The sequence below is a fragment of the Pseudomonas sp. NMI542_15 genome, from assembly GCF_021283425.1.
GTDB classification, from domain to species: Bacteria; Pseudomonadota; Gammaproteobacteria; order Pseudomonadales; family Pseudomonadaceae; genus Aquipseudomonas; species Aquipseudomonas fortuita.
Genome location: NZ_JAJSRO010000004.1, coordinates 1 through 19,034 on the forward strand (window position 1 = coordinate 1; position 19,034 = coordinate 19,034).

Genomic DNA, 19,034 nt, shown 5'->3' on the forward strand with positions numbered 1-19,034 from the left:
CGGATCATCTGCAACTGCTGGCAACCAATCGGCTCAACATTATCAACTGACTGTTGCACTTGGAACCTGAGGCCGCCATGCCCTTCTTGTTGATGATCGCGCCACGGCCTGTGTTGGTGGTTTCACAGGCAGCGAACAGGTCGTGCTGGCAGAAGAAACAGCTGCCGCAAGCGATCACGAAGGGAATCACTACGCGGTCGCCGATCTGCAGATTGGTGACGGCACTGCCGGTATCTTCGACGATGCCCATGAACTCATGGCCGAAGATATCGCCCGCTTCGGTTTCTGGAATTTTGCCTCGGTAGAGGTGCAGGTCAGAGCCGCAAATGGCTGTGGCGGTGACCCTGAGGATGATGTCGTCTTCCTGCTCAATGATGGGATCGGGGACGTTATCGACCCTGACGTCGTGTGCTCCGTGGTAGGTCAATGCTCGCATAAGGTCAGCTCCTGCAGTCGTTTTTCCGTGATAGGTATGCAGGGGAAGCCATGACAGATGGCAAAGTTCAGACCAACAAGTCCAGTGGTACTTAAAACTCATTCTCGACCCTACCATTTCAAGCTAACCCTTCCTGATCCCACCGCTATCGAACGATCTGAGCCCGTGCCAGAAGAGCCAGGCCGTTCAAACGAGGGGCGTGGCGATGGACGACAGGATGTTGGCATTCATGGTGTTCGCTGCCTCACGACCTGACGTGCTTGAGCAGGTACATAATATTCAGAGAAGGTGGGTCAGGTGGGCGATCTCGCACTTTTACATTTGAGTGCCCACGTTGGGGGCAGGGGCAGGGGCAGGCGATCTGCGCCGCTTGTTTTCATCTGCGCTCTAGCTGGCGCCATAGTTTTTCGTGAAAATAGAATGCTAAGGTGTTACATGCCGGCTCAATTACAGCTATCAGTCCGCCTGTGAGCGCTGAGCCGGTAAGTAAATATGCAACTGTGAATGCAATGGTGAAGTGAAGAATGCTAAAGCTGAACGTTTTCCATAATGGGCCTTTCGTTCGTCCGGAGCAGCAGCGTGTGTCAGATAGGCTTCGCATTGGCGCCCCTTTATCAGTTGTTTGCGCCGCCGGGTATCGCAGACGGCGCAAATATTGGGTCATCGTTTCGCTTCTTCGCCAGGTGTTGCCGACCGGCTCAGGAATGCGCGGGTGATTTCTGGCAAGTGCTCCCTCAACCAGTCGGCCATCGCGACCTCCTCCTTCAAAATCGCTCGGCACGCTTCGGCAGTAAGCTCATCACCTGAGGCCGTTGCTGCCTCAATAAGCACGGTATAGGAGGCGATTTCAAGGTTCTCAAATACATAACCAGACATAGCCCCTTTGACGACTTCATCACTCATGGTCATACCACCCACAGCCTGCCCGAATGCCATGAGCTTTCCTGCAAGATCTTTCAAAGTTGAAGGACTTCCTCCCAAACGCTTAATGCATTCCCCAAGTAGACGTTGTTGTCCCTCCGTCTCTGCGATGTGTTGAACGATCCGCTCACGAAGCTCGGGATAATTTTCTAACCGCTCTGCTTGTGCTTTGAGCATTTTCTCCGCTTGCTGCTCCATTGCATGAGCATCTCGCAGCCAATCGAGTAAGTTTTCAGTCGGGGTCGTCATGGTCAATATCCTCGGAAATGAGTTATTGGGAATCCGGATTGTCTCAGGGGTTCGTTTCGGTCGACGAATGGATGGGTACGCTAAAGATTAGAGTTAAGGTATTTTCGAGTGATGTGAAATTTCGATTGAACTTATCTTCCCGGTCCATTCATCCAGAAAGCGGATATAGATTTAGCACGTAATAACATCTGTTCGCTCCTAAGCATTGATGGTGCCTACATTAGAGGGCGCCTGCTTACTAGCCGCGAGGAGCAAACCATGTTTATCCATAACAAACGCTTGCAATATACCGTGCGTGTCGCCCAGCCCAATCCCGGCCTGGCCAATCTGTTGCTCGAACAATTCGGTGGTGCTCAGGGCGAGCTGGCCGCTGCTAGCCGATATTTCACCCAGGCACTGGCGGAAGACGACCCAGGGCGTAAAGACCTGCTGATGGATATTGCAACCGAAGAGCTCAGCCACCTGGAGATCGTCGGCTCCATAATCGTCATGCTCAACAAGGGTGCCAAAGGCCGCTTGGCCGAAGGGGTCGAAGAGGAAGGCGAGCTGTATCGAGCAATCAATGGTGCGGGTAACGACTCCCACATCACCAGCATCTTGTATGGTGCCGGTGCTCCACTGACCAATTCGGCTGGCGTCCCTTGGAGCGCTGCCTATGTCGATACCATAGGCGAGCCTACAGCAGACTTTCGTTCGAACATTGCAGCTGAAGCGCGAGCCAAGATCGTCTACGAACGTCTGATGAACGTTACCGATGACCCGGGCGTGAAAGAGGCGCTGGGCTTTCTCATGACCCGGGAGATCGCCCATCAGCTTTCCTTTGAAAAGGCGCTTCATACCATTCAGCCGAACTTCCCCCAAGGCAAACTCCCTGGTATGCCGGAGTTCACCAACAAGTATTTCAATATGTCTGGTGAGCCCAATGTGCGTGGCCCTTGGAACGAGGGCAGTGAGTGGGAGTACGTGGAAAATCCATCAGCTGCTGTGGATGGTGGGGATGGCACCGCTTCGGTGACGCTCACTCCTGCCGAAGCTGAAACAGTTGAGGCGATGAAGCTTCGGACAATGTCTGATCCAACCGCCAACCCGGTTACAGGCGCAGATCTCGGCTCCGGCTTGATTAATGGCAAAGACTGAGAAAGTCGGAGGCATCATGAACATTCTGCGCAAGAAAGCCTCGCTACATCGCCTGTTTGGTGTTGAGCACCTCATGAGCCAAGCGTTGGCCGAATTTGAAGCTGAGTCCCGCCTGGCCTGTCGAGCTCTGCGTGTACGCATGGCCGTAATGACCTTCGGAGTCGGCTCGCTTCTACCCAACGACCTTCCCGGCGATGCGCCGGAAGTCGAGCGCCCGGAAACTTTTCTGAGTAACACCCTGCACTGATCACTACCGTCTAGGAGATAACCAATGGCTGCACGGAAAACTGTTGAAGACCTGTTTATCCATGAACTGTCTGATGTGTATAGCGCAGAAAAGCAGATCACCAAGGCGCTGCCTCGGTTGGCCAGGGCCGCCACCAATCCACTACTGGCCGACGCCTTCACATCCCACCTGGCCGAGACCCAGGGTCAGATCGAGCGCATCGACCAACTGGTGGAGTCGGCAGGTTTGAAGCTCAAGCGGATGAAGTGCGTTGCGATGGAGGGGCTGGTGGAGGAGAGCAAGGAATTGCTCGATGAAATCGAACAAGGCGCGGTGCTGGATGCCGCACTGATCGGCGCCTGCCAGAAGGTAGAGCATTACGAGATCGCCAGCTATGGAACGCTGATCGCCATGGCCAAGCACTTGGGAATGAAGGAAGCAGTGTCGTTGCTGGGCGATACCTTGGCCGAGGAAAAAGCGGCGGACGACAAGCTTTCTGCTATCGCTGAAGAAGGAGGTAACCAGGCGGCCACACTCGAAAAATGAAGGCGCAAGCCCGGTGCCGATGCACCGGGCTTTTCACACCTTACTTTCCCTTGGATTTTGGGGGATGATCACCATCATGATGATCGCCAAACACGACAGCCTCTCCCCGAAGGGGGCGCGCCCAAGACCTTATCTAACACAGTTGTTGCAGGCGGCTATTGGCTAGACCGGCTATTCGTAGTGGATGGCGTAGCTGTTGAAGAACGATGTACATGGGCACCGGTTGGATCGGTGATTTGAATGACATTACCGTGCTGCCAGCCATCCGCCTGGGGATCAGCATCAGGAATACGGATGTCAGCCCGCTCGCCTTTGGTTTTCCCAGCATCCACACCCAAGCGCCCATTGCGCTGTTCGACCATCGCCGGGTCAGCCTGCCCATCTGCGGTAAAGCCCATCATCAACTGCGGCACCCCCACCGGCAGCGCTTTGTCCTGATCGGTATGCCAGGTGTGCCACGTCTTCCCGTAGGTGTGAGCCAGTCGCGCCATCAGGGCATGTTCCGCAGGATCAGGGATGCCTGGGGCGATCAACTGCCCAGAGGAGACCTCGTAGCCATGACTGTGCCATATCGCCTTCTCCCTCGTTGGTAAGCCGGCAAAAAGCTTCTCGTCGATGATGTACTCGACGCCCATGATCTTCGCCCCCTTGGTATTGCCGTCGAATATCACACATTGAATGACATCCTCGTTGAGGATGGAGCAGTAGTGGTGCGCTTCCATCTGCACGTCCGGATGCCCGTTGTAGAAGTGAAAGCCATCCAGGTAAGCGTTGATGGCCTCAATGGGCGGCTTGGACTGCAGCGTCGCGGCGCCGGCTTCCAGCAGCTGGGTTTTAGCAGACTCGGGCCTGCCTGGTGTCTCCACAGGAGACTTCGTTTCGTGAGCGGAGCAGGCCCACAGCAGAGAGCAAGCGAGGGGAAGGGTTATCGTTTGAAATAGCTGTCGCATGAGAAAGGCTCTGGCTGGTGTCCTTAGAGGACAACCATGGCCAATAAAGCGGACAGCCCAACGGACGAGTGGTCTGAGTCAGTTTCAAATGGCTAATCCATCCAATAACGGCCTCTTCGCTGGCCAAAGCAGTGCTCGACCAGCTGAGGTAGTTGCCGTCCAGGGTGTCCAGCAGCGAGTGGATAGCCTGTTCCCTGAAACTGCCGACGTCGTGCAACTTGGCGGCTGACCGGGAGCAACCTGCCCACGAAAGTTGTCCAGATTTAACGAACCAGGCGCAATGATCAAGGAGATTCTCGTGACCGAAAAGAAGGCGCGCGTCAGCAACCAGGCTTCGGGCGACATTTCCGGCTTGGCCCGCGATATGTTCTTCGCCGCGGTGCAAACTACCCGGATGCCGATGATCGTCACCGATCCTAACCGAGACGACAACCCGATCATCTTCGCCAACCGGGCCTTCCTGGAAATGACAGGTTATGCCGCGGAGGAGATTCTGGGCCAAAACTGCCGATTCCTGCAGGGGCCCGACACCGACCGCACGGTGGTAGACAGCCTGCGTCAGGCCATAGAGCAGCGCGTCGATATTGCGGCTGAGATCCTCAACTATCGTAAGGACGGTTCAAGCTTCTGGAATGCCTTGTTTCTCTCGCCGATTTTCAATGAGCGCGGTGAGCTGATCTATTACTTTGCTTCTCAGCTGGATGTCAGCCGACGCCGCGACGCCGAAGACGCCCTGCGTCAGGCGCAAAAAATGGAAGCGTTGGGGCAGCTGACAGGCGGAATCGCCCACGACTTCAACAACCTGTTGCAGGTCATGGGTGGCTACCTGGGCCTGATCGCCCGTCAAGCCGAGAAGCCCCAGGCGGACCTGAACCGTATTCGCCGTAGCGTCGGGCATGCGCAATCGGCAGTCGACCGTGCCAGTACCTTGACCAAGCAATTGCTGGCGTTCGCCCGTAAGCAGAAGTTGCATGGACGGGTACTGAACCAGAACCACCTGATTGACGATGCGCGCCCAATCATCGAGCGTACGTTCGGCGCCGAGGTGACGGTGGAGTTTGATCTTGAGGACCAGCTGCGTAGCTGCCGGATCGACGCGACACAGGCAGAAGTGGCCCTGCTGAATATTTTCCTCAACGCCAGGGATGCCCTGATAGGCCGCAAGCGGCCGCACATATTCATCGCAACCCGAAACGTCCTGATCACCGATCCAAGCCTGTCGTTTGACGGATTGCTGCCGGGTGGCTACGTGAGTATATCCATCACCGACAACGGTGTCGGTATGCCTGCGGGCATCCGTGACCGTGTGATGGACCCTTTTTTCACCACAAAGGAAGAGGGAAAAGGGTCGGGGCTGGGGTTGTCGATGGTGTACGGTTTTGCCCGCCAGTCCGGGGGCGCGGCGCGTATCTACACCGAAGAAGGCGAAGGTACCACGTTGCGCCTGTACTTCCCGGTGGATGACGCTCAGCTGGTGCAGCAGCAACCGTCGAAAGTGGCTAAGCGCAGTGCTGGCAGTGAGCGCATCCTGATCGTCGAGGACCGGCCGGATGTGGCCGAGCTGGCGAAGATGGTGTTGGAGGACTACGGCTATGCCGCCGACATGGTGCTTAACGCCCGCGAGGCGCTTAAACTGATCCAGGCTGGGGAGCGATATGACTTGCTGTTTACCGACTTGATCATGCCGGGCGGCATGAACGGCGTAATGCTTGCCCGAGCCGTGCGGCGCCTGCAACCTGGGATCAAAGTCTTGCTGACGACAGGCTACGCGGAAAACGCGATCGAGCGGACTGACATTGGCGGCGCCGAGTTCGAGGTCATCTCCAAGCCCTGCCAGCCACACGATCTGGCTTGCCGGGTCAGACAGGTACTAGATGGTCCGACTGGCGTGGCGTGATGGGCAACGGGGCGCAAGCAAGCTGTTTTGATGGCAGGTGCGCGTGAGGCCGCCATGATGCCCGGATTGGGCTGCGCCACGGGCACGGTGTGTTGCAATCTTATTGTGCATGAACATGGGACGTCCACATCAGCGCGCAGGAGCAGCCCGGCTGCCCCTGCGATTTTCACGGATGACTAGCGGTTGTCATCACTCTTGCGACCGCCACCGTGGCTATGCTGGCCACCGACCCGTCCGGCTTCCGAGGCTTTTTCGCGGTCATTGGCAAAGTTGCCGCCGGACGCCTGGCCGCCCTTGTGGCCAGCTTCGGATGCCCGCTCAGGGTCGTTCTTGAAATTACCGCCGGATGCCTGGCCACCCTTGTGACCTGCTTCCGAGGCGCGCTCTGGATCGTTCTTGAAATTACCTCCTGACACCTGGCCGCCTTTGTGCCCGGCCTCGGATGCCTTTTCCCGGTCATTGGCAAAGTTGCCTGGATTGGTGTTGGCGTTGCCACCTTGATTCCCGCGGTCGTCTTGATTGCTAGCCATGATTGACACCTCATGTCGGTAGTTACACAGGAAGGTCTGTGTTAACCAGTGACCCATGGAAAGCGGCACATCGTGCAAAGAATTTCACTCGGGCGGACAAGAGTCTCTAATGAAAGTTGGCCTTTCATCTTGTGGCAAACAAAACTGGCGACCAAGCATGCAGGAAGCCTTAATCATGCACCACCAAAGCCTTGCACGATGGCAAACAGAGTTCACCCTTGCCGGCTGCCAGCCGTCTTTTGGGCTGAACGAATGCGAACCGATAACGATCAATCCTACTGAGTCGTCCATCCCCATCTGAAAAAAGGAGTATCCGTATGGCCAACTACCTGTACTTGATCAGCTACATCCTCGACAACCAACCCGGCACCTGCGAGCTGCGCAGTGAACAGGAAAACTTGAGTCGCGAAGCGGCGCGCGATTACCTGCAAGGCCTGCATCGTAGTGAAGCGTCGTCGTTTACTGACGTGCAGGTGCAGCGCCTTGAGCATGACCACGAGCGCGGCACATCGCCGGGGCATTGCCAACAGCCCTGAGCAGGGGCGGCACGCATGGTTTCATCCATTAACCCGCTCAGCAACACCATCGCCAGCCGGCAGGACAAGCCCGTGGGCGAGGACGGGTCACAAACCGAGCATGTTGTAGTGCACGTAGTACATGATCCATAGCGACAACCCCACCAACAGCACGATGATCACCACGGAGAACACCAGCGCCACCAGGCTCCAGCGCTGCTCACGCGCGGTGGTCAGGTGCAGGAAGAACATCATGTGCACCAGAATCTGCACCACCGCGCAGACCAGCGCCAACAGGAAGGTAGCGGCGCGCGGCAAGCTGGGAAACATGGCCAGCCCGAACGGCACAATGGTCAGCAACGCAGCCAGCAGGAAGCCGATATTGTACGATCTGTGGCTGGACTGGCTGGCGCCGGCACTGCTGTGAATCTGGCTTTCGTTGCTCATCAGATCACTCCGAACAGGTAGACGACGGTAAACACGCACACCCACACGATGTCGAGAAAATGCCAGGACAGGCTCAGGCAGCTCAGCCGTGTGGAGTTGACACAGCACAGGCCACGCTGCTGGACCTGGATCATCAGCAGGGCCATCCACACCAGGCCGACCAGCACGTGCAGGCCATGGGTGCCGACCAGGGTGAAGAAGCCGGTGAGAAACGCGCTGCGCTGCGGCCCGTAGCCCTCGGCGATCAAGTGGTGGAACTCGTTCACCTCCATGGCGACGAAAGCCAGGCCCAGCACAAAGGTGACCCCCAGCCACTGCAGCACCCGGCGCTTGTCCTTGCGGTGGTTGGCCAGCATGGCGTAGCCATAGGTGATGCTGCTGAGCAGTAGCAGGCTGGTTTCGCCCAGGACGTAGGGCAGCTCAAAGATGTCCGCAGGGCCAGGGCCGCCCGCCACGGACTGGCCCAGCACCGCATAAGTGGCGAACAACGTGGCGAACAGGATGCAGTCGGTCATCAGGTAGATCCAGAAGCCGAACAGGCTCAGCGAACCCGCATCCTCGTAGCCTTGCCCCTGCTGGTGGGCGCTTTCGTTCAAGATGATGTGCGACATGGCTCAGGCCTCCGCCATCAGCTGACGCCGTTGGGTTTCCACGCGTTCGACTTCCTCGGCCGTCACGTAGTACTCGGTATGCCGGTCGTAGCTGCGTACGATCAGTGCTGCCACCGTGGTCAGCAGTGAGGCAATCGCCAGCCACCAGATATGCCAGACCAAGGCGAAGCCCAGCACTGTGCTCAATGCGCCGATCAACACGCCCAGGCTAGTGTTGCACGGCATGTGAATCCTGCGAAAATCCGCCTCGATCAGCGTCTTGACCCCACGCTCCTTCATTCCCCAATAGGCGTCGATGCCGTGCACCACCGGTTGCTCGGCAAAGTTGTAGAACGGCGGCGGTGACGCAGTGGCCCACTCCAGCGTGCGGCCATCCCAGGGATCGCCGGTGTGGTCGCGGTTTTCGTGGCGCTTGCGGATGCTCACAATCAGTTGCATTACCTGGCAGGCCACGCCGCAGAGGATGATAAGCACACCAACCATCTCCAGCAGCAGAAACGGCCGCCACTCAGGCACATTGAAATGGTTCAGGCGCCGGGTCATGCCCATGAAACCGAGAAAGTAAGATGGCATGAAAGCGAAATAGAAACCCGCCAGCCAGCACCAGAACGCGGCACGCCCCAGCGGGTCGTAGAGCTTGAAACCGAACGCCTTGGGGAACCAGTAGGTCAGGCCACACAGGTAGCCGAACACCGCGCCGCCAATAATCACGTTATGGAAATGCGCGATGAGAAACAGGCTGTTGTGCAGCAGGAAGTCTGCGCCCGGCACCGCCAGCAGCACGCCGGTCATGCCGCCAATGCTGAAGGTGACGATGAAGCCCACCGTCCACAGCATGGGTGTCTCGAAGCGCACCCGACCGCGGTACATGGTGAACAGCCAGGTGAAGATCTTCACCCCAGTCGGGACGGCGATGATCATGGTCATAATGCCGAAGAACGCGTTCACGTTCGGCCCGGCGCCCATGGTGAAAAAGTGGTGTACCCAGACGATGAACGACAGCAGGGTGATGACGATGGTGGCCCAGACCAGCGAGTAGTAGCCGAACAGCCGCTTGCGTGAAAAGGTAGAGGCCACCTCAGAAAAGATTCCGAAAGCCGGCAGGATCAGGATGTACACCTCCGGGTGGCCCCAGGCCCAGATGAGGTTGATATACATCATCGGGTTGCCGCCCATCTCGTTGGTGAAGAAATGCATGCCCAGGTAGCGGTCCAGGCTGAGCATGAACAGCGTGGCGGTGAGAATGGGGAATGCGGCCAGAATCAGTATCGAAGTGCACAATACCGTCCAGGTGAACACCGGCATGCGGAACAAGGTCATGCCGGTGGTGCGCATTTTTAGGATGGTGACGAAGAAATTCAGCCCGGTCAGCAACGTCCCAACGCCGGAGATCTGCAAGGACCAGATGTAGTAATCCACGCCTACGCCCGGGCTGTAGCCGATACCGGACAAGGGCGGGTAGGCGACCCACCCAGTGCGGGCGAACTCACCGATCCCCAGCGAGAGATTCACCAAAACCGCACCCGATACGAACAGCCAGAAGCTCACCGCGTTCAGAAACGGGTAAGCCACGTCGCGCGCACCGATTTGCAACGGCACGACGATGTTCATAAGGCCGACCACGAATGGCATGGCCATGAAGAAGATCATGATCACGCCGTGAGCGGTGAAGATCTGGTCGTAGTGTTCCGGTGGCAGATAGCCGGGCGAGCCGTCCGAAGCCATGGCTTGCTGAGTACGCATCATCAGCGCGTCGGCAAAACCCCGCAGCAGCATCACCAGGGCGACCACGATGTACATCACGCCGATGCGCTTGTGGTCGACCGAGGTCAACCACTCCTTCCACAGATACGTCCATTTGCGCTTGTAGGTAATCATCCCAAAGCCGCAAACGCCGATCATGCCGACTACAGCAAGGGTGTACATGATGATGGGTTCGTCCATGGGGATGGCGTCCCAGCTCAACTTTCCGAACATGCGGGTCACTCCTTGCTGCCTTTCGGCGCTTCATCATCAGGGATGCTCAGGCGCCGTTCGACGTCGTTAGACCGGTCAATGCCCTGGTACTTGTCGATCAGGGACTGGAACAGGCCGTCGTCCACCTTGGCGTAGTGCTCCACAGGATGGGCGACGCTCGGTTTGGCCAGCTGTGCATAGCGCGCCTGGTCAAGCCGATTCGGTGACCTGCGCACCGCTGTCACCCAGGCGTCGAAACCGGCTTGGTCTAAAGCCAAGGCCTCGAAATACATATCGGAAAAACCCGGCCCGTTGTAGTTGGCAGCGATGCCGTTGTAGGTACCCTTGTGGTTGGCGATCAGATGCAGCTGGGTCTGCATGCCCGCCATGGCATAGATTTGCCCGCCGAGGGCCGGAATGAAGAATGAAGTAATGGCGCCATCGGAGGTCACCCGAAAATCCACCGGGGTATCCACTGGCATGGCCAACTCATTGACCGAGGCGATGCCGAGTTCGGGATAGACGAATAGCCATTTCCAGTCTGTGGCGATCACCTGAACCTTTATCGCCGGTCGGTCAGCCACGAGTGGTCGGTACGGGTCCAGCGCATGGGTCGAGCGCCAGGTCACCACGCCGAGCACAATGATGATGATAAGCGGCACACCCCAGACCACTGCCTCGATAGCGCGCGAATGGTTCCATTCCGGCGTGTAGCGCGCCTTTTCATTGGAGGCGCGGTAGTGCACCGAGAATACCAGCGCCATGATCATGACCGGGACTACCACTATCAGCATAAGCAGCGTGGCGAGAATGATCAGGTTGCGCTGCTCCAACCCGACCTGACCTTTTGGATTGAACAACACCATGTCGCAACCCGAGAGCTGCAAAGCACCGATGCTGAGCAACATAAGACCGAGCAACCGTGCGCCATACGTGAATCTCGTGGCCATGATCTTGTCCTGTAGCGATTGCCAGTTGTTTTGCTTGTGGCGTTAGAAGGACGGCGACGAAACGAAGGTTGTATGAGATTTGCGGATTGGCGACGAATGGTGGATGTACAAAAAAACCGCTTTGTATAACTCGGCCGCCTGTCCGATGGCGTCGTTTCATTTGGACTGATTACGCGCGCGAGGCTATCTACCGCTGACAACAGCAGAGGACAGGCAGATGAAAAGAAGAGGGGAAACCTATCGTCAATGGTGCGATCCGATCCTGCACCACCAGATCCATGAGGAAACGCTGGACACAGGAGCCTGTCTCGAAGTGCAGGCACGCTTGTCACGAACGGGTGCCACTCAGTTGTTCATCGGAGTTTATCGCGCCGATGGCTCGATGATGAGTGAGCAAGCCTTTTTCCAATGCCCTGGCGAAACCATGAGTCGGGCGATGGTGTGGGGCGTCGGGTATGCCAGGCGAGTCGCGACCGAGGGCAAGGCGTTCGATGTCGAAGTGGTTGGAAGTTGAGGTGCGGGAGGAACCAGGCGAAGCAGCTGTTCCGATCGGATTGCTACCGGCGGGCGGTGATGGTCAATCCTTACTGTCAGGCTGTTCACCAGAAGGGGTTTACATCGCATGGATGGTGTTGCTTTACCGGTCGAGGGGCTGTAATGGGTGGATAGTTGTCATCCGCGACCCACCACTACACCGCGTCATCCCATAAGACGACCATGTACAACCAGTGGGCTCAATGGAAAGGAAGCATGTCTCTGCCGCGCGCCTTGGGCATGACCCGACGCGGGTGGCAGCAGACGGTGGAGCATCCTTTCGGAACGCTCAAACTGGGAACCACCCACTTCCTGGTCAAGACCCTGCCGAGGGTAATCGTCGAGATGAACCTTCAAGCTATCCTACAACCTCAAATGAATGATGAAGATAATCGGAATTGCAGGACTACGTAAGCGATCAGGGCATGAGGCCAGCTGCCGCGGTCCAGATGGCACAACCACCATGCCTATGACCGATCCAGGGTGATCCACGCCTCCATCTGCTAGACCTACAGGCCTGGTCCGCATATCTTCTTCGTGAACTGGGGCTTTTTTACACAGCCTGGGATGATAGCGCACACTTTTGCTCGGAACGGATCACACTGCAATCGAGAAAGTTCGAATCCCTACGCTTCCGCCACTAATTCTCATTAAAGCCCTGATTTTTCGGGGCTTTTTTGTGCCTGTGTGTTTTTGGTCCCCCATCTGGTCCCCCATTTTTAGTGTGGCTTATGCTGGTTTGCTGCGGATTGTGATGGACATATGGCCTAGCAACTCACGTTTGGAAGGGAGCGATTTTTCCAAGGCAGCCTAGGTATGCTTGGCTCTTGCCGGCAGCTATCGACCCGGCGCCTGAATATTGGGGTCGCTTCGCGACACATCGCCGATACGCGCGGCTCTCACAGAGGCTGGCGCAGGTCTGGAAGCTGGTGATATTCCTATGGGAACCGGTTTGCCGCGATGAGGCCTGAACTGCTAAACACAAGGCCTTGGATCGATGCCGGCCATCAGACCGTCGCTATCGTCCTATGATGGATCAACGTAGCAGAATGGGCAGAGCATGAAGCGAACCTTGGAAGGCATGGCCAAAGCCGGCGAGCCGCTACTGCGCGAAGCCCTTGATGCGATAAGGGCGCATCAGGCCGCGCAAGATAACGGGGCATCTCCAGAGACAATCGAGCGGCTTAGAGTGTTGGCTGACTCCGTTTATCACGCGGTAGTGGATTTCCAGGTGCTTGAAGCCGGCAGTCTGTCTGAATCAATTCACTGATATCGAGGCACTGATGCCCAAACAGTCGAAGATTTTGCCGCCCGACCACCCAGCCTACACCGAGGCAATTGAGGCAATGCGCCGTTACCACGAAGCTCAGGATACCGGCGCGCCTGCGATAGAGGTGGAAAGATTACGCCTGATAGCTGAATCTCTGTTCCAAGCTGTAACCGACTATCAAATGAAAGCCTTTGGCCACGGCGGCGGAACTGTTCACTGATTGGCAGTTGCGCGGAAGATGAAGCGTCCTGCTGAGTGTCTGTTTTTGACCCCATTGCGGACTTCCGGATGTTAGCGCCGCTGCTCGGCCCATCGCCTGCAAGCGCGACTCCCACAGGTGTTTCGCGGATCTGGAAGCTGGGCGGCTAAAATCGGTTATGGCGCCTACGCTGACAACATGAAGTCTCTGATCAACATCTGCTTTGGGTCGGTTAACGCCTCTGGACCGGGCTGACCATCGTTGCCTTAACGAGCACCCGGGCTATCCACATCCGAAGTCCTGACTCGGTCTCACTTTTCGTGGGTTTCAGCTTTAGCTTTCAGTCCAGCCTCAGGGCTTCAGCATCAGTATTTGAAACGTAAGCCTGGAAATGGTCGCGGGCGAACTCCTCGCTGTTGCTTTAGGCTTTCGTTAAGCTTCGGCGAACTGCGCCGATTTACCTCGCTTTTGGCTAAGGTCCGTCCGTCACAACCGATCAACGCGTCGGCGAGGTAGAGGTATGGGGATCTAGGTACCCGGTCGAGACGCCTCTATAGGGGCCTAAGCAGTCTTGGAGGTAATGCATCAAAGCCTAAGCTGTGCCATCATTGTGCCCACCGGACCTGTAAATAGTAGGAAGCTATGAATCTCATTGATAGTGTGATGATTAAAGGTTTTTGGGGGAATCACGAAGTATCCTTCAAAGCAAGCGAGGATTTGAATTTCCTCATCGGTCCAAATGGTTCAGGTAAATCCACTACGCTCAAAATAATCTCTGGCGTTCTTCGCGCTGACAAAGATTACCTCTCTGAGCTTGACTTTGAGTCGGTTCGTATAAATTTGAAGGATCCACGCTCCAAGCGAAAACCATATATTGAAGTAGTTAAAAATCTTGGGGTGCCATTCTTTCATTGTGATTATAAGATTGTAGAGTCTTCTACTGAAAAACCCTATGCGTATGTTTTGAGTGATGTGGATGGTTATGATACGGTTAGCAAGGGCTCGTTTTTTATAAGAGCTCAGTTAGCTGGGAGTACTGCCGCGAGCCGTACTCTAGCAAAGCATCTCTCTGAAATGGTGTCTTTGACTTGGCTATCTGTTCAGCGAGCCGCTTCGCTGAAGGGGCCAGGTGGAAATGATCCGGTTGATTTGAGGTTGGATGATTTCTCGAATCGATTGGTTAGATACCTTTCCTCTTTGAGTAAGCAGGTGAATGCTCTGCATGAGCGTTTTCAAGAACATGTATTCTTATCTTTGCTGGTCAAGGAGAATGACAAGGTGGCAGCCCTTCCTGGGCGTGAGAAGGTCGACAGTGAAAAGCAGGCACTCCTACAAATATTTTCTGAATTTAAGTTGGACAAAAGAAGTTACCAAAAGAAGCTAGATGGACATTTTGGTATGCTGGAGGATCTCCGAGGGCGATGGGGTAAAAGTACAGATCTCAAACCGGCCGACTTTATGGCGATTTTCTCCCTGCACAGAATCGAAAGTACCGTGGATGTCTGGGAGGGTATCACCAAAGAGAAAAATCGGATTGTTTCTTCTCGGGATCTTTTCTTAGCTATACTGAATAAATTGCTTTTGAAGAAAACCATTTCGCTCAATGAGCGTAATGAGTTAGTGATTAAGACTGAATCTGGAAAAATTTTGAAGCCCTCCCAGCTTTCTTCTGGGGAAAAGCAGATCATCGTTATTCTTGGTGAGGCTTTGCTGCAGGAAGGTCAAAGCTTTATATATATGGCAGATGAGCCTGAGATTTCGCTTCACGCAGCTTGGCAAGAAAGTTTGGCAAAAAATATAAAAAGCCTTAATCCTGCCGCTCAGATTGTCTTCGCTACCCATTCCCCTGATGTGGTCGGGGCCAACCAAGATCGTTTGATTCACATGGATCGCTGCGTGAAATGACATTTACAAGAACTGTGTCAGGTCGATCGAATTTGCCTGCGTTTTTGGGCGTCAGTATGGTGGTCTATACAGAGGGTGGCGAGTTCAATAAAGAGAAAAAACAAAGCGACTGTTCAATTGATGCGGTTTTTTGGAAAGGATTTTTTTCACGATTTTTACCAGGTCTGAGTTATGAAATTAGACCTCTTGGCTCAAAGGATAATTTATTGCCTTATGCTCAAGATGTTGCCGCATCAAAAATATCCAATACCATAGTGGCTATGGATAGAGATCATGATCATCATCGCCATTGTTTGATTGATCATCCGTTTGTTCTCTATACATATGGTTACAGCTGGGAGAACGATGCTTGGCAAGCTGAAGCTATTATCTCTAAGCTTGAGAGAATTTCTGTGAAAGGCGTTAGTGCTGAAGCTGCAGAAGTGATTAGAGTTAAGTGTCGTAATTTTTTGGTGGATTTCAATAGGTTGATTTTTGTAGATGTGCTCTGCTCGCTAAAAAGGGTGCAGGGAATTCATCGTGAAAAATTCTGGGCGTATGTTGATGTTCGTGATTCTAATAGATATAGAGTCAAGAAAGAATCTTTTAGGAAGTTAATTGGCACCATTAAGTCGGGTAGAGTGGAAAAATTTCAGTTTAGTGGTTGCGATAGGGTTGTGGCAGCCCGCGACTGTTACGGTAAGTTGTGGGCAAAATTTTTGTATGGGATTTTTTGTGAGTGTTTTCGTGATGTTACAGGTCAAAAAAATCTGAATAGAGAAATGGCGGATGTATTGGTCGCTGAGCATTTTCAGTATACGGATCTAGACAAGGATCCGGATTTGAAAAATTATTATCAGGGTATGGCCTCGGCTTTGCGTGCACGAGTCGCTGATGCTACTCGAATATAGAGGTTGATCTGTGGGGTTGTCTGTGGTGATGTCTTTATTTTTTGATAATTTTGAATGCGTTTTTGTCATTCTCATGGCCTGGAGATAAGGCAATGCTAAAGTCCCCTTGTTGGATCTCGATAGTTTTGCGGGAGTCATTAGTTGCAATGACGATTCCATCGAGAATCCATAATTTTGGATCTGTTTAAGTGGCTAGATGCAGGTTGGAGTTACTTGACCAGTACGAGATGTGAATTATCCGCAGGCAGGGCAGCGAAAATATCTGTTGAGCTGTTCAGTAAGTATCCATTCAGAATGTTCGTTTTGCGAGGACCTCTCACAGTGCAAGCCCAAATGTTTTGCCCATTAGACCTTTTCCGATGAATGCCCAGTTTCTCAAATTGACGCTGAACGCGCCGCCAATGCTCGATCTGGTTGCTTCCATCAGACTGCTCCGGTTGCTCGGCAGCATAGCGCTGGAAAATGCCCGGTGTGACCAGGAAGAAAGTACCGTCCACCGTATGGACCTTGGCCTTACTGTCGTTGATCACTAAGCGATGACTGTTAACTCCCTCGCGCAGCCACTCGATAAAGGCCTGCCCCACGGAATACTGTGGTGGAGGAGTGGCAGATTGAGCCATCTCAACAGCTGATCCACTCTCGCGTTCGCCCTGCACTTGCAACATGTCCATAAGGTCGTCGAGGTAGTCGAATTCCTGATTCTGCAGCACGGCGCCGGCTTGTTTTGCTTCTGGTGTTGCAGGCGGCTGATCCGGGGCCGACTCGTTGGTTTCGCTGGTCGGTAGTGGGCCATCCATCATCGGCTCTACCGTGCCGCTAAAGTAATCTGGCCTCGGCTCATTGGCCCAGATCAGGCTCGGCTGCAGGCGAAGAAAGGTAAAGCGATGTTGCCAGTCATCCTCTGAAACGGTGGCGCTCCACACCGCTTTGCCCTCTGGTGTCACATCCACCAGTCCATGCGACTGCAGCTCATCGAACAAGGCAATGTTGGAGGAGGGGATGCCATCCACTGCCTGGGCGAGCAGGTAAGCGCGCAGTTTGTCGGTGGCGGTCTTGCTGACCAGCCACAGATGGTCTTGGGTAAGCCAGCCAGCCGCGCCGGGCTGGTTGAATTTGAACTCTTTTTTGGCCAGGTGACGCAGGCCTGTGAGTAGGTGATGCTGCAACGAATGTTTGGGTGCCTGCAGGGCTTTGGTGGGATTGGCGCCGATGTTCTGCGCGGTGGAGACCCGGTCAGCTTGTAGCACCAGTTCCCCGAGGGTGCCGGCGTGCTCGTAGTGATTGGCCAGCAGGAACAGTAGGTGTCCCCACAGGATTGGATAGTTGCTGAGCCAGTCAAGCTGACGGGATGTCAAAACTTGTGTGTACAGCAGCCCGGTGGCGGCGCCGTGAAGCTTGTAATCGCGGCCGGCTACGTAGCGAAAGCGGTAGGGCAGGGTCAGAGGACCGTGCCAGGGGTGCCACACCTCACCATTTTCATACTCGACCTGCAGGTCGACGGCAATCTTACCAATGTCGTGAAGCAGGGCGCCGTAGGCAATCGCCGCGCTCCAGGCGTCGGCCTGGGCGGCCTGGTCTTCCGGTGCGGCGCCGCTGGGTAGCAGGTACGACTGGCGCAGCTTCAAACTGCAGGCCACCAGTTCCAGTCCATGGTCCAGCATGCCGCCCGGATAGGCATGGTGGTGGCTTTCGCTGGCGGGGAGTTGCTGTACATAGCTGGCGTAGCGGTGGATCGGGTCAAGGTAGAGCTGATTGAACTGCGGCTCGGAGAGCGCCGTGTATTGCCAGATGCGCTGCAGCAACTTTTTCCGGTGGTCGGCACAGAGCAGGGATTCGGCGAGTAGTGGGAGGAGAAATCCCTCGGGCGCTGGAGCGAGTATGGGCTCCGCAGCATTGCCTTTTTCATGCTTGAACCACCAGCGCTTCATCGGGTTACCTGCTTTGTATTCAGAAGGTCCTTTTGCCTTTTCGGATAGGCCTCTTACCCTTGTGCCCCCTTACCATTGCCGCCGTTACCCTTTAACGCCTTGAGCCTTTTCGCGAACGCGAAAATTCGAAGCCTGGCGCATCGGGTTACCTGTGGTACCGGAATGACCTGTCCTTTTCCTGTGAGGTAGACTGTCCGGCATTATTTCGAGGAAGGTGGCCTGATGACGTTGAGCGATGCCATTTTGATCGTGCTACTGGCTGACCGGATTCATGGTACCGATGCTGCCATTCGATCGGCCGCCACGCGCTGTGCGAAACAGCTGCCACGCAGTCAGCGCGATATGTTGTTCAAGATCGGCAACAGTGCCGCACCTCGTGAACTAGTGGGGCACCTTTGCCAGTTCTTGCCGGACTGATTAGTCACATGGATATGTGCACATTTTGAGGGATGAAAAGTTAGCTGGAGAGTCAGTTAACGCTCGGCTAGTAGTTGTGCCTCAGGTAATATCGCCGCACATGCCCCAACCCTAGGAAAGATTTCACATGTCCAAACTTGCCGAATTCAAAGCACTGGAAGCTCAACTGGCTGCTCAACTTCAACAGCTGGACGCGATGAAAAACGATTCCGGCCTGAAGCAGGAAATCGAGTACGGCATGAACCTGCGCCAGGTCATCACCATTCTCGACCCGTCCAAGGGCGCAAGCGTGAGTACTTCCAGCTCCACCGCCGCTCAGCGCAAGCCGCGTGAGGTCAAACGCTACAAGCACCCGCACAGCGGCGAGATCGTCGAAACCAAGGGCGGCAATCACAAGATCCTCAAGCAGTGGAAGCAGGAGCACGGCTCGGATGTCGTCGAGAGCTGGCTGCAGTAATCGCTTGCTCAATTGCAGCGGCCGATGGTCGGCGTTGCAGGCAAAACAAAGGCCCCGGTTGGG

At 55.2% G+C, this 19,034-nt stretch carries 20 protein-coding genes and 3 pseudogenes; 12 read left to right on the plus strand and 11 right to left on the minus strand.

The genetic code is table 11. From position 1 onward, the window contains the following. Window positions 1-76: 76 nt before the first annotated feature. The 3 genes and pseudogenes from LU684_RS08750 to LU684_RS08760 all read right to left on the minus strand — a co-directional run. Window positions 77-436 (minus strand): annotated as a pseudogene (locus LU684_RS08750) (alcohol dehydrogenase catalytic domain-containing protein); the annotation flags it as partial. Between the two features lie 376 nt (window positions 437-812). Beyond that, entirely contained in the window at window positions 813-1,037 is a 225-nt protein-coding gene (locus LU684_RS08755) for a DUF2061 domain-containing protein (protein WP_080641021.1), read from the minus strand. Window positions 1,038-1,096: 59 nt separating this feature from the next. Beyond that, window positions 1,097-1,606 carry a ferritin-like domain-containing protein gene (locus tag LU684_RS08760; protein WP_054888267.1) on the minus strand — a complete coding sequence of 170 codons (510 nt, stop codon included), beginning with the start codon at window positions 1,604-1,606 and terminating at the stop codon, window positions 1,097-1,099. A 258-nt stretch (window positions 1,607-1,864) separates the two neighbouring features. Between LU684_RS08760 and LU684_RS08765 the strand changes: the two genes are divergently transcribed. Genes LU684_RS08765 through LU684_RS08775 form a run of 3 tightly spaced genes read left to right on the plus strand, consistent with a single transcriptional unit; the run spans window position 1,865 to window position 3,515 of the window. Beyond that, a complete protein-coding gene (locus tag LU684_RS08765) occupies window positions 1,865-2,743 on the plus strand; it encodes a manganese catalase family protein (protein ID WP_054888268.1) in 879 nt (292 codons plus the stop codon). Window positions 2,744-2,759: 16 nt separating this feature from the next. Next, on the plus strand, window positions 2,760-2,990 hold the full coding sequence (locus LU684_RS08770) for a hypothetical protein (protein WP_054888269.1): 231 nt from the start codon (window positions 2,760-2,762) through the stop codon (window positions 2,988-2,990). A gap of 24 nt (window positions 2,991-3,014) precedes the next feature. Then, window positions 3,015-3,515 carry a YciE/YciF ferroxidase family protein gene (locus tag LU684_RS08775; RefSeq protein WP_054888270.1) on the plus strand — a complete coding sequence of 167 codons (501 nt, stop codon included), beginning with the start codon at window positions 3,015-3,017 and terminating at the stop codon, window positions 3,513-3,515. Window positions 3,516-3,670: 155 nt separating this feature from the next. Here LU684_RS08775 and LU684_RS08780 read toward each other — a convergent pair whose 3' ends face one another. Continuing rightward, entirely contained in the window at window positions 3,671-4,465 is a 795-nt protein-coding gene (locus LU684_RS08780; RefSeq protein ID WP_054888271.1) for an OBAP family protein, read from the minus strand. A 298-nt stretch (window positions 4,466-4,763) separates the two neighbouring features. On the opposite strand from LU684_RS08780, the gene LU684_RS08785 reads away from it, so the two are divergent. Next, window positions 4,764-6,362, plus strand: a complete 1,599-nt coding sequence (locus LU684_RS08785) for a hybrid sensor histidine kinase/response regulator (RefSeq protein ID WP_054888305.1) — start codon at window positions 4,764-4,766, stop codon at window positions 6,360-6,362. Window positions 6,363-6,538: 176 nt separating this feature from the next. Here LU684_RS08785 and LU684_RS08790 read toward each other — a convergent pair. Continuing rightward, window positions 6,539-6,631 (minus strand): annotated as a pseudogene (locus tag LU684_RS08790) (general stress protein); the annotation flags it as partial. Further along, a pseudogene (locus LU684_RS30520) lies at window positions 6,632-6,949 on the minus strand (general stress protein); the annotation flags it as partial. Window positions 6,950-7,209: 260 nt separating this feature from the next. Between LU684_RS30520 and LU684_RS08805 the strand changes: the two are divergent. Beyond that, on the plus strand, window positions 7,210-7,428 hold the full coding sequence (locus tag LU684_RS08805) for a hypothetical protein (RefSeq protein WP_054888273.1): 219 nt from the start codon (window positions 7,210-7,212) through the stop codon (window positions 7,426-7,428). 87 nt (window positions 7,429-7,515) lie between these two features. Here LU684_RS08805 and cyoD read toward each other — a convergent pair whose 3' ends face one another. The 4 genes from cyoD to cyoA are packed head-to-tail and all read right to left on the minus strand — an operon-like array spanning window position 7,516 to window position 11,371. After that, window positions 7,516-7,854 carry a cytochrome o ubiquinol oxidase subunit IV gene (cyoD, locus tag LU684_RS08810; RefSeq protein WP_054888274.1) on the minus strand — a complete coding sequence of 113 codons (339 nt, stop codon included), beginning with the start codon at window positions 7,852-7,854 and terminating at the stop codon, window positions 7,516-7,518. Next, a complete protein-coding gene (cyoC, locus tag LU684_RS08815; protein ID WP_054888275.1) occupies window positions 7,854-8,465 on the minus strand; it encodes a cytochrome o ubiquinol oxidase subunit III in 612 nt (203 codons plus the stop codon). The genes cyoD and cyoC overlap by 1 nt, the downstream gene beginning before the upstream one ends. Window positions 8,466-8,468: 3 nt before the next feature. After that, entirely contained in the window at window positions 8,469-10,442 is a 1,974-nt protein-coding gene (cyoB, locus tag LU684_RS08820; RefSeq protein ID WP_054888276.1) for a cytochrome o ubiquinol oxidase subunit I, read from the minus strand. Between the two features lie 5 nt (window positions 10,443-10,447). Further along, window positions 10,448-11,371 (minus strand): ubiquinol oxidase subunit II, encoded by a 924-nt coding sequence (gene cyoA / locus LU684_RS08825; protein ID WP_054888277.1) that lies wholly within the window; start codon window positions 11,369-11,371, stop codon window positions 10,448-10,450. A gap of 217 nt (window positions 11,372-11,588) precedes the next feature. On the opposite strand from cyoA, the gene LU684_RS08830 reads away from it, so the two are divergent. From LU684_RS08830 to LU684_RS08850, 5 genes are all read left to right on the plus strand, one after another. Then, a complete protein-coding gene (locus LU684_RS08830; RefSeq protein WP_054888278.1) occupies window positions 11,589-11,885 on the plus strand; it encodes a hypothetical protein in 297 nt (98 codons plus the stop codon). Window positions 11,886-12,965: 1,080 nt separating this feature from the next. Continuing rightward, window positions 12,966-13,175, plus strand: coding sequence for a hypothetical protein (locus LU684_RS08835; protein ID WP_016488107.1), 210 nt, complete (start codon window positions 12,966-12,968; stop codon window positions 13,173-13,175). 13 nt (window positions 13,176-13,188) lie between these two features. Beyond that, window positions 13,189-13,395, plus strand: a complete 207-nt coding sequence (locus LU684_RS08840; RefSeq protein WP_016488106.1) for a hypothetical protein — start codon at window positions 13,189-13,191, stop codon at window positions 13,393-13,395. Between the two features lie 621 nt (window positions 13,396-14,016). Then, entirely contained in the window at window positions 14,017-15,279 is a 1,263-nt protein-coding gene (locus tag LU684_RS08845) for an AAA family ATPase (protein WP_054888280.1), read from the plus strand. Beyond that, window positions 15,276-16,169 carry a DUF4435 domain-containing protein gene (locus tag LU684_RS08850; protein ID WP_139139546.1) on the plus strand — a complete coding sequence of 298 codons (894 nt, stop codon included), beginning with the start codon at window positions 15,276-15,278 and terminating at the stop codon, window positions 16,167-16,169. Before LU684_RS08845 ends, LU684_RS08850 begins: the two co-directional genes overlap by 4 nt. Before the next feature lie 209 nt (window positions 16,170-16,378). Here the strand turns inward: LU684_RS08850 and mobH are convergent, their stop codons facing one another. Continuing rightward, window positions 16,379-18,097, minus strand: coding sequence for a MobH family relaxase (gene mobH, locus LU684_RS08855; protein WP_016488104.1), 1,719 nt, complete (start codon window positions 18,095-18,097; stop codon window positions 16,379-16,381). Window positions 18,098-18,319: 222 nt separating this feature from the next. On the opposite strand from mobH, the gene LU684_RS08860 reads away from it, so the two are divergent. Next, window positions 18,320-18,514, plus strand: a complete 195-nt coding sequence (locus LU684_RS08860; protein ID WP_016488103.1) for a DUF7740 domain-containing protein — start codon at window positions 18,320-18,322, stop codon at window positions 18,512-18,514. Window positions 18,515-18,641: 127 nt separating this feature from the next. Beyond that, window positions 18,642-18,971, plus strand: a complete 330-nt coding sequence (locus tag LU684_RS08865) for a histone-like nucleoid-structuring protein, MvaT/MvaU family (RefSeq protein ID WP_016488102.1) — start codon at window positions 18,642-18,644, stop codon at window positions 18,969-18,971. The last annotated feature ends 63 nt before the right edge of the window (window positions 18,972-19,034 follow it).